The following is a 9,996-nucleotide window of genomic DNA, read 5'->3' as shown; positions in this document are numbered from 1 at the left end:
GGGTGGCTGAGCCCGATGGAGTACCGCAGGAAGCTTGGATACGCCTAGGCGCGGTCCAAGAAATCGTCCGCACCCCCCAAAGGGCGATTTTAGTCCGTATTTCACCGCAACTTATGAGGGGATGGTTAAAGGGCGTTGAGGCTGGGGGTCCAGCCGATGGTGGGGGTTGTGCCGTCGAGGGTCTCGTTGATGGTGGCGGCCATGCCGGCGAGTAGGCTGTTCTCGCTTACGGTGAGCGTCTTGTAGCCGCCGGCACGCATGAGCTCGCGGATCACCACGGCGCCGGCCAGAATCACGCCCGCGCGTTTGGGCTGTACACCCGGTAGCGTGGCGATGCCTTCCGCGTCCAACACAGACATGCGCTCGATAGCGGCCGAGACCTGCTCCAGCGACAGCTCGCATAGGTGCACAAAGCTCGAATCGTACGGTTCCAGCTCGTGAACCAGTGCCACGAGCGTGGTGACGGTGCCGCCCACGGCGACCAGGCGCTCTGCATGCTCAAAGTCGCTGGGCAGGCCCTCAAAATAGGCGGCGAACTGCTCGCCCGACCACGCAGCGGCGGCTGAAAGCTCGCCATCCGCGGGCGGCAACGCGGAGAAAAAGCGCTCCGTCACGCGACGGCAACCGATGTCCAGCGAGCGCGTTCCCTCCAGCGCAAAGACGCTGCGCTCCGGAGCGTATACGCCCGTCGCGAGCTCCGTGGAGCCGCCGCCCGAATCCGCGACGATGATGCGCTCGCCGGCAAAGTCGTGCGCCACGCCAAAAAATGTCAGGCGCGCCTCGACCTCGCCCGGAATCACCTGTGGTTTGAGCCCCAACTCGCGCAGGCCGTCCAGCAGCAGCGCGGCATTGGACGCATCGCGCGCGGCACTCGTGCACGTGGTGCAGACGCACACGGCCCCAAAGGCACGGGCCTCGTCCACAAACATGTGACACGCAGCGAGCACACGCTCAACGGCCGCCTCGCAAAAGCGGCCCGTCGCGTCCACGCCCTCGCCCAAGTCGGTAATCTCGGTATGCTTGGACGATTCCACGATTGCCCCGGCCTCGACCTGGGCCAACACCAGTCGCGACGACACCGTTCCCAGGTCGATCGCGGCTACCTTATAGCGTTTGCAATTTGTCATTGCGGGCTCCCCTCCGGGCGCTATTTGCCGTTGGACACGACCGTCTGACCCTCGACGCCGTTAAACCCAAACAGCATGTCGAGCGCCTGGATGTACCACGGCGCGTCCTTGCCGACTTCTTCGATTTCCTTGGCCACTTCGCTGGCCTTCTTGGCGTTTGAGGACTTTTTGCTCGACGACGAGTCAGAATCGTCGTCCAAGCCTAGCACGTCAATCTTCTTCTCGCCGGGCATCACCAGGCCCAGGTCCTCGGACGCCGCGTCCTTGATACCCTCCTCCGAGAGCAGCTTGTCGACGCTTTTTTGCAGGTCGTCGTTATATTGCTCGCGAATCTCGACCTGCTTGGCCAAGATGTCGCTCGAGCGTTTTGCCACATACAGGTCGCGCACGGGGAAGTACAGGCTCACGAGCGCCAGGGCCACCACGATACCGATAAACAGCGGGCGCAGAGATCCATGCGTAAAGTCATAGATCGCCTTGACCACCGCATTGTCGTTGGCGTAGCGCATAAAGTCCGAGCCCGAAAGACGGCTCGAAGGTCTGCTCGATTTGTCGTGCGTCTGGGCCGACGGACGCGACGAATGCGACGAACGTGTCGGACGTACTGGTCCATCTGTCGAAGTATTCACTTGAGCATTGGGGCGCGAGGTACTTGTCGGGCGCTGCGTGGAGCGGTCGGCGCCGGCGTAGGCGGACCCACCGAGCTGCACCGTGCGCGCAGGGCGAGGCGACGGCTCGCGCGATGCGGCGGAATAGTACCTGTTGTCGTAAATCTGATCCATGTGCGCCTTGTGCGGTTGAGGTTTGTTTGCGCTAAGTCCTTTAGTTATAGCACGAGCATGCGCACCGCCTTCGCCAGCCTTTGCTCGACATAAAAAAGGCGCTGAGCCATACGGCCCAGCGCCCGATAGCGCTCTGTAGCATCTAACTGAAGCGGGGCAAAGCCGAGTCTGTCCCTCCCCACCAAGCTCGTCTGTTTATCGAATGTTGTAGAACGCGGCCTTGCCGGCGTAGTGCGCGCTGCCCTCAAGCTCGTCCTCGATGCGGATGAGCTGGTTGTACTTGGCGATACGGTCGCTGCGGCACGGGGCGCCCGACTTGATCTGGCCGGCGTTGACGCCCACGACCAGGTCGGCGATCGTGGAGTCCTCGGTCTCGCCGGAGCGGTGGCTCACGATGCAGGCGTAACCGGCCTCCTTGGCGGTCTCGATGGCCTCGAGCGACTCGGTGAGCGTACCGATCTGGTTGACCTTGACCAGGATCGCGTTGGCGGCGCCCAGCTCAATGCCCTTCTTAAGGCGCTCGGTGTTGGTGACGAACAGGTCGTCGCCCACCAGCTGCACCTTGTTGCCAATGCGACGGGTGAGCTCAACCCAGCCGTCCCAGTCCTCCTCGGCCATGCCGTCCTCGATGGAGATGATGGGATAGGTGTCGACGAGCTTTTCCCAGTAATCAACCATCTGGGCGCTCGTGTACTCCACGCCCTCGCCCTTGAGCTCGTACATGCCGGTCTCGGCGTTGTAGAACTCGGTCGAGGCCGGGTCCATGGCGTACATGAAGTCGACGCCGGGCTTAAAGCCGGCCTTCTCCACGGCCTTGGTGATGTACTCGAACGGCTCGGCATTGGTCTTGAGGTTGGGCGCAAAGCCGCCCTCGTCGCCCACGCCGCCGCCCAGGCCGGCCTCGTGCAGCACGCCCTTGAGGGTGTGGTAGACCTCGGCGCACCAACGCAGGCCCTCGGCAAAGCTCGGGGCGCCCACCGGCATGATCATGAACTCCTGGAAGTCAACGTTATTGTCGGCATGGACACCACCGTTGAGGATATTCATCATAGGCGTGGGCAGCAGGTGGGCGTTGACGCCGCCCAGGTACTGGTACAGCGACAGGCCCGCCGACTCGGCAGCGGCGCGGGCGACGGCCAGCGACACGCCCAGGATGGCGTTGGCACCGAGCTTGGTCTTGTTGGGGGTACCGTCCGCGGCAATCAGCGCGGCATCGACGGCGCGCTGGTCGAAGGCGTCGAGGCCCACGACGGCGTTAGCGCACTCGTTATTGACGTGCTCGACGGCCTGCGAAACGCCCTTGCCCAGATAGCGGCCCTTGTCGCCGTCGCGCAGCTCACATGCCTCAAAGGCGCCGGTCGAAGCACCCGAAGGCACCATTGCGCGGCCAAAGCTGCCGTCCTCGAGCACGACCTCGACCTCGACGGTGGGATTGCCGCGGCTGTCGAGCACCTCGCGACCGTAGACGTCCAAAATATCGCTCATGTTGTCTCCCTCTCACTTGGAAACGGGTTGAATGCTTGGCGACACGGCTTGCACGCTACAGCGGCGCGCAGGTTCATAAGTTAGCCTTATCGAACTTTTTGCATTATGCCCTAAGTTAGCCAAGGGATACAATCTTTTTAAAAATAATAGGGGCGATGGGACAAGTCCGTCCCGTCGCCCCCGCAGTCTTACTCCTCTGCCTTTGCGGCATCCCAGAGGTCATTGAGGCCGTGGGTCGAAAGCTCGGCCAGATCCACGTGGGCGTCGGCCGCCATCTGCTCCATCGCGGCCCAGCGGCGGCGGAACTTTGCCGTACTGGCACGCAGGGCGCTCTCGGCGTCAATTCCCTCCTTGCGCGCAACGTTGACCAGGGCAAAGAGCAGGTCGCCAAACTCCATCTCGCGCTCGGGAGAACCGGGAGCCTCGGCCTCAAACTCGGCACGCTCCTCGGCAACCTCGTCCCACACGTCCTGGACCGTCTCCCACTCAAAGCCCACGGCAGCCGCCTTGCGCGACACCTTCTGAGCCTGCATCAGCGCCGGCAGGTGCGTGGGCACACCGTCGAGCAGACCCTCGGGTGCGGCCCCGACTGCCGCCACGGCCTGGTCTTTGGCGGCCTTCTCGGCAAGCTTGACCTCGTCCCAAATCTTGAGCACCTCGTCGGAGTTGTCGGCATCCGCATCGCCAAACACGTGCGGGTGACGACGGATGAGCTTGGCGTCGATATCGCGCGCCACATCGGCCAGCGAAAACTCGCCGGCATCCGCCGCAATCTGCGCATGCAGTACGACCTGCATGAGCACGTCGCCCAACTCCTCGCGCAGGTGTGCCGCGTCGTCGGCCTCGATGCAGTCGAGCGCCTCGTAGGCTTCCTCGATCATGTTCTTGCCAATGCTGCGGTGCGTCTGCTCGCGGTCCCACGGGCAGCCGTCGGGCTGACGCAGGCGCCAGATGGTCTGCACCAGATGCTGCAGCTCGGCCGACGCGTCTACCAGCGTGGACAGGTCGCGCGAGCCCTCGGCATTTTGCTGAGCCAGCTGCTCTGCCATGGTTATTCCTCCTCCAGGATCACGTGACGGAACGCGCCGTCCTCGTAGATGCCATAGCTGTGCGTACCGTCCTTGGGAATGCTCACGCTGCCGGGGTTGAAGAGCCACAGGCCCGGGTGCGCCTCGCTTGCCTCGTTAACCTTGATGTGCGTGTGGCCGTAGACGAGCGCGGAGCCCTCGGGCAGCGCGGGCGCGTGGTCGACGCTGTTATGCATGCCAGCGCCAAAGACGTGGCCATGCGTCAGGAACAGCTCGCGGCCGGTCTCGTCGAACAGCGTGGCGTAGTCGGCCATGACGGGGAAGTCGAGGACCATCTGGTCGACCTCGGCGTCGCAGTTGCCGCGCACCGCGATGATGCGGTCGGCCAGGGCGTTGAGCAGCGGAATCACACGCTTGGGGGCATAGTCGCGCGGCAGGTCGTTGCGCGGGCCGTGGTAGAGCAGGTCGCCCAGCAGAACGATGCGGTCGGGCTGCTCGGATTCGATAGCGGCGACCAGGCGCTCGGTCCAGTATGCCGAGCCGTGGATGTCGGAGGCGATGAGGTATTTCATGGGTGGTCCTTTCGGTGGGGTTAATTGGATTGGCGCGGCACGTCACTCGCCCGCATCACTCAAATCGCAGCGCCGCGCTCTGAGCCGCCTGCATCACGCGCTGGAGCGGCGCGTTGTGCTCGCGGGCAAGACGGGCACAATCCTCGTACTCGGGTGCCGCGCGCTCGCTGCCGTCGGGCAGGGTGGCTACTTTGACGGCCACCTCGCCCCAAGGCGTCGCTACCTGCTCAAAACGACGCGGCAGGCAGACGCGTTCCATCACCTGGCGACGAACGGCGTTGGTCGTGGTCTCCAAAAAGATAATCGTCTGTAGGCGCTCGATATCCTCGTGCGAGCAGATCACCTGCAGCTGCCAGCCGGGGCGACCTTTTTTGCAGTAGAGAGGCAGCCAGTGCACCTCGCGCGCACCTGCCTCGCGCAGGCGGTCGGCGGCATAGGCGAGTACCTCGGGCGATGCATCGTCGATGTCGCACTCCAGCTTGACGATGGTTTCGGGCGCATCGGTCTCGCGGGACAGCGGAGATGTACTTCCACGTTGCATACGGTCCGGATCCTTTCCGCACGGGCTCGTTTTGTTCACCCAAACGCTAGCACATCGGACGTGGCACAGGCGTGACTTTCGTCCGTCGCCGCCCTCGCCCCTATCCAAACATGTACATCAGCCTCCAAACATGTCATTTTTTGCAGCTTTCGGAGGCTGACGTACACGTTTTGGAGCGGGGCCGCACACGATCAGAATTGCGCCTGCACTCCGTCCGCCATAAAGTTCGCTGCACTCAACAATTTTGGACTTTCTACGCAGTTCATCGGCTAAAAAATTACCCTCGGCATACTTACCTGCTGCACGATGTTACTCTAGTTGCATTTGGCTAACTAATCGGCTGCCGAGGACCCCGCCCGACACCGTTACGGCATCGGAGGTTTCATGTTCGAGAAGCGGCTCTTCTCCCTGGTTCCGCAGGCAACGCCCTACATTGTGGCGAGCGTCCTGTTTAAATGGATCGCGCTCATGGCAAACATCACGGTGATGTGGGTGCTTGCGCGCATCTTGGGCGGCATCGTCACGGACGGTCTTTCCGCCGCGCTCGCCGTCGATGCCCTCGCACAGGCGGCCTTGCCGCTCGCCGGCGCCATCATCGTGCGCGCCGCCGCCATCTATCTGGCGCAGCGTTCCGGTGACAAGGCCGCCTTCAAAGCCGTCCGCCGCGTGCGTTCGCTCGTCTACGACAAGCTCACCGCGCTCGGCCCGTCCTATACCGAAACCGTCCCCACCGCCGAGGCCGTGCAAACCAGCGTGGAGGGCGCCACGCAACTCCAGGTATACTTTGGCGGCTATCTGCCGCAGCTCTTTTTTGCCGGCCTGGCACCCATCACGCTGTTCGTGCTGCTCGTAGGCCAAGCGGGACTTCCCGCCGCGCTGCTGCTCGTATGCGTCCCGGTCATCCCCATCTCCATCATGATGGTCATGCGCAACGCAAAAAAGATCGGTTCCGAGTATTGGGGCAGCTACGTCGATCTGGGCGGCATGTTCCTGGAGGCCGTTCAGGGTCTTACCACCCTTAAGGTGTATCAGGCCGACCGCGACTGGCACAAGCGCATCAACGCCGAGTCCGAGCGTTTCCGCACAGCGACCATGCGCCTGCTGGTGATGCAGCTGCGCTCCATTTGCGTTATGGACCTGGTCGTCTATATGGGCGCCGCGCTCGGCATTATCGTAGCCACGCTGCAGCTCGCCACGGGCAAAATTGGCTTTGAGGCGGCCTTTCTAGTCGTCTTTCTGTCGCAGGAGTTCTTTTTGCCCATGCGCCGCCTGGGATCGCTGTTCCACACGGCCATGAACGGCATGGCCGCCTCGCGCCGCATGTTTGGCATTTTGGATACGCCCGAGCCCGAGCGCGGCGATGTTGAGCTTGACGGTCGCGGCGATATCGAGCTCGCGGGCGTGAGCTATGCATACGGCGACCGCACGGTGCTGGACAGCGCCAGCGCGACCATTGCGCACGGCTCGCTCGTGGCACTCGTGGGCGAAAGCGGCGGCGGCAAGTCCACGCTCGCGGGGATTATCGCGGGCCGCAAGGGTGCCTACCGTGGCAGCGTTCGCATTGGCGGCGTCGAGCTGCGCGATGCCACGGCCGCCTCACTCATGCGTGCCGTCACCCTGGTGCCCACCAACGGCTACCTGTTTGCCGGCACCCTGCGCGACAACCTGCTGCTCGCCCAGCCCAACGCCACCGACGCCGAGCTTTTGCGCGCGCTCGGCCGCACGCGCGTGGCGGCCTTTGTGCAGGCCAACGGCGGGCTCGACATGGTGATTAACGAGGGCGGCACCAACCTTTCGGGTGGCCAGCGCCAGCGCGTGTGCATGGCACGCGCCCTGCTGCACGACTCGCCGATCTATGTGTTTGACGAGGCTACGAGCAATGTGGACGCTGCGAGCGAAGCCGCGATCGGCGAGGTCATCGCATCGCTTGCCGGCGAGCACACTGTAATTGTGGTGGCACACCGCCTGTCGACGATCGTGGACGCCGACCAGATTCTGGTGCTGGAACGCGGTCGCATTGCCGAGCGCGGGACTCACGGCGAGCTCTTGGCAACCGCGGGCGCCTATGCGCGCATGTGGAACAGCCAGGAGCAGCTCTCGGCATATGCGTATGCGGAGGGTGATGCCGAGGATGCCGGCGCGGTTGAGGCTGTTGACGGCAGCACCGCCCGTACCGATGGCCTCAACGGTGCCGGCTCGTCTTCCGCTGCCGCGGTGCCTGACTCCGGCCGCGCCCGTCGCTCGGCGCCGTCCATCATGTGGCGCATGATGGGGCTCGTCCGACCGCTTGCCGGCTGGCTTGTGCTAGCCGTCGCGCTGGGCAGCATTGGCATGCTCACCGCCGCGTTCGTGCCGGCCTTTGGCGCCCTTGGCCTTATGGCCGCGCTGGGCCGCAACGCCTTGGGGCTTGGTCTTATCGTCACATGCGCGGCCTGTGCCGCCTGCGGCATCGCGCGCGGGCCGCTCCACTACGGCGAGCAGCTCTGCAACCATTACATCGCATTCCGTCTGCTCGCACACATTCGCGACCTGGTGTTTGGCGCCCTGCGCCAGCTCGCCCCCGCCAAGCTCGAGGGCCGCGGCAAGGGCGAGCTCGTGAGCCTGGTCACCTCGGATATCGAGCTGCTCGAGGTCTTCTACGCGCACACCATCTCGCCCATTGCCATAGCTCTGGTCTGCACCGTTGTGTTTGAGGGCTTTTTGCTGGCTGTGAGCCCCGAGCTCGCGGGCATCGCGCTCGTGGCCTACGCGGTCCTGGGCGTGCTGCTGCCCCTGACCTCGGCCAAGGCATGCGGCACCACCGGCCGCCAGAGCCGCGAGGGCGCCGGTAAGCTGGGCGCCTTTGTACTCGACAGTCTGCGCGGCGCGGGCGAGACCATCCAGTTTGCCGGTGGCACCGATCGCAGCCGTGCCCTGGGCAAGCTGACCGAGCAAGTCGGCGCCGTGGACGCGCGCCTCAAGCGCCGCCAGGCGGTCAGCGAGGCCGTAGCCGATGCGCTTATTCTTGTGGCTAATCTGGTGATGCTCGGGCGTGCGCTGCAGCTGGTGGCTGCGGGAACGATTGACTTTGCCGCAGCGTTTGTCGCCGTCTTTACCTTTGTGTCGTCGTTTGGCTCGGTGATGGCCGTGAGCCGCCTGGGCGCCTCACTGCAGGAGACGCTCGCCTCGGGCGCACGCGTGCTCGATTTGCTCGACGAGCAGCCCCAGTGCGCCGAGGTCGCCGATGGACAGAACGTTGAGTTTGCCGGCGCCGCAGCCGAGCATGTGAGCTTTAGCTATGTGGGCGGCGTGGACGCGGGCGGTGCGGGCGCCACAGAGCAGGTCGCGAACGACACCGCTGCGAGTCTCATCCTCGACGACGTGACCTGCACCTTTGCGCCCGGTACCATGACCTGCATCATGGGGCGCTCGGGTTCGGGCAAGTCGACGCTGCTTAAGCTGCTCATGCGCTTTTGGGACCCCGCAGCCGGCACCATCACGGTGAGCGGCGTCGATGCCCGCCACATCAACACGGCGAGCCTGCGCAGCCACGAGGCCTATATGACCCAGGACACGCATCTGTTCTGCGGCACCGTACGCGAGAACCTGCTGGTCGCGCACGCCAACGCCACCGATGCCGAGCTGCTCGACGCTTGCCGCTCCGCCTCACTCACCACGCTCATCGACCGTCTGCCGCAGGGACTCGACACGCCCGTTGCCGAGCTGGGCGACTCGCTTTCGGGCGGCGAGCGCCAGCGCATCGGCCTTGCGCGCATCTTCCTCAACGACGCACCCTTCATCTTGCTCGACGAACCCACCAGCGCGCTCGATGCTCTCAACGAGGCGTCCGTGATGCAGGCAATCGACGAGCTCAAGCGCCGCGGCAAGACCATTGTGCTCGTGAGCCACCGTGCCAGCACCTGCGCGTTTGCCGATTTCTCGCTTTCGGTCGAGCACGGGAGGCTGAGCTAATGGCGCGCCCAGTCGACACACCGGAGCTAGCACGCAAACGTGAGCGTGAGGCCCAAATGGTGTCGCAGATGATTGCGCTGTGGTGTCGTGGGCATCATGGCGGCGGGCATGTGGTCGAACAGGCTGGCGGCGATGAGTCCGTGCGCGTGAAACTCGGCCTTCGAACCATTACGCTCTGCCCCGAATGCGCCGAGCTGCAGAAATACGCCATCGCGCGCATTGAGCACTGCCCGCACATGGGCACCAAGACATTTTGCTCGGCATGTCCTTCGCATTGTTACCGGCCTGCCATGCGCGAGAAGATCCGCGAGGTTATGCGTTGGTCGGGACCGCGTATGATCCGCTATCGCCCCATCACCGCCGTGAGACACGCGATGGTAACAGTGCAGGCCAAACGCGCGGCGGCACGAAGCAAGTAGTCGCCGGCGCCGGCACGCGCCGCCCCGCCTTTCCACTCGATTTCGGCACCCGGCGTGCGCGGCGTGTTGAGAGCTGCACCATTACAATGGA

At 64.2% G+C, this 9,996-nt stretch carries 8 protein-coding genes; 2 read left to right on the top strand and 6 right to left on the bottom strand.

Annotation, left to right across the window (positions count from 1 at the left end; translation table 11 throughout):
- Window positions 1–125 precede the first annotated feature (125 nt).
- From ACRX4W_RS06700 to larC2, 6 genes are all read right to left on the bottom strand, one after another.
- Window positions 126–1,127, bottom strand: a complete 1,002-nt coding sequence (locus tag ACRX4W_RS06700; RefSeq protein ID WP_432299732.1) for a Ppx/GppA phosphatase family protein — start codon at window positions 1,125–1,127, stop codon at window positions 126–128.
- Between the two features lie 20 nt (window positions 1,128–1,147).
- Window positions 1,148–1,909, bottom strand: coding sequence for an FtsB family cell division protein (locus ACRX4W_RS06695; protein ID WP_432299730.1), 762 nt, complete (start codon window positions 1,907–1,909; stop codon window positions 1,148–1,150).
- Between the two features lie 195 nt (window positions 1,910–2,104).
- The gene (eno, locus tag ACRX4W_RS06690) at window positions 2,105–3,394 is read right to left on the bottom strand and encodes a phosphopyruvate hydratase (protein ID WP_117646214.1); all 1,290 of its coding nucleotides are present in this window, start codon (window positions 3,392–3,394) and stop codon (window positions 2,105–2,107) included.
- Window positions 3,395–3,582: 188 nt separating this feature from the next.
- Window positions 3,583–4,443: a nucleoside triphosphate pyrophosphohydrolase gene (gene mazG / locus ACRX4W_RS06685; RefSeq protein ID WP_117646213.1), complete on the bottom strand. Its 861-nt coding sequence runs from the start codon at window positions 4,441–4,443 to the stop codon at window positions 3,583–3,585.
- A 2-nt stretch (window positions 4,444–4,445) separates the two neighbouring features.
- Window positions 4,446–4,994, bottom strand: coding sequence for a phosphodiesterase (gene yfcE, locus ACRX4W_RS06680; protein ID WP_117646212.1), 549 nt, complete (start codon window positions 4,992–4,994; stop codon window positions 4,446–4,448).
- 55 nt (window positions 4,995–5,049) lie between these two features.
- Entirely contained in the window at window positions 5,050–5,535 is a 486-nt protein-coding gene (gene larC2, locus ACRX4W_RS06675; RefSeq protein ID WP_117648479.1) for a nickel pincer cofactor biosynthesis protein LarC2, read from the bottom strand.
- Window positions 5,536–5,919: 384 nt separating this feature from the next.
- Between larC2 and ACRX4W_RS06670 the strand changes: the two genes are divergently transcribed.
- Together ACRX4W_RS06670 and ACRX4W_RS06665 are read left to right on the top strand one after the other, a co-directional pair.
- Window positions 5,920–9,486: a thiol reductant ABC exporter subunit CydD/CydC gene (locus ACRX4W_RS06670; RefSeq protein ID WP_089573586.1), complete on the top strand. Its 3,567-nt coding sequence runs from the start codon at window positions 5,920–5,922 to the stop codon at window positions 9,484–9,486.
- Window positions 9,486–9,905: a nitrous oxide-stimulated promoter family protein gene (locus ACRX4W_RS06665; RefSeq protein ID WP_089573587.1), complete on the top strand. Its 420-nt coding sequence runs from the start codon at window positions 9,486–9,488 to the stop codon at window positions 9,903–9,905. The genes ACRX4W_RS06670 and ACRX4W_RS06665 overlap by 1 nt, the downstream gene beginning before the upstream one ends.
- Window positions 9,906–9,996: the final 91 nt, after the last annotated feature.

The sequence above is a fragment of the Collinsella aerofaciens genome, assembly GCF_964283865.1.
In the GTDB taxonomy this organism is placed as follows: Bacteria; Actinomycetota; Coriobacteriia; order Coriobacteriales; family Coriobacteriaceae; genus Collinsella.
The sequence above is the reverse complement of the archived record's forward strand: the minus strand, read 5'-3'. Positions and strand labels throughout refer to the sequence as shown.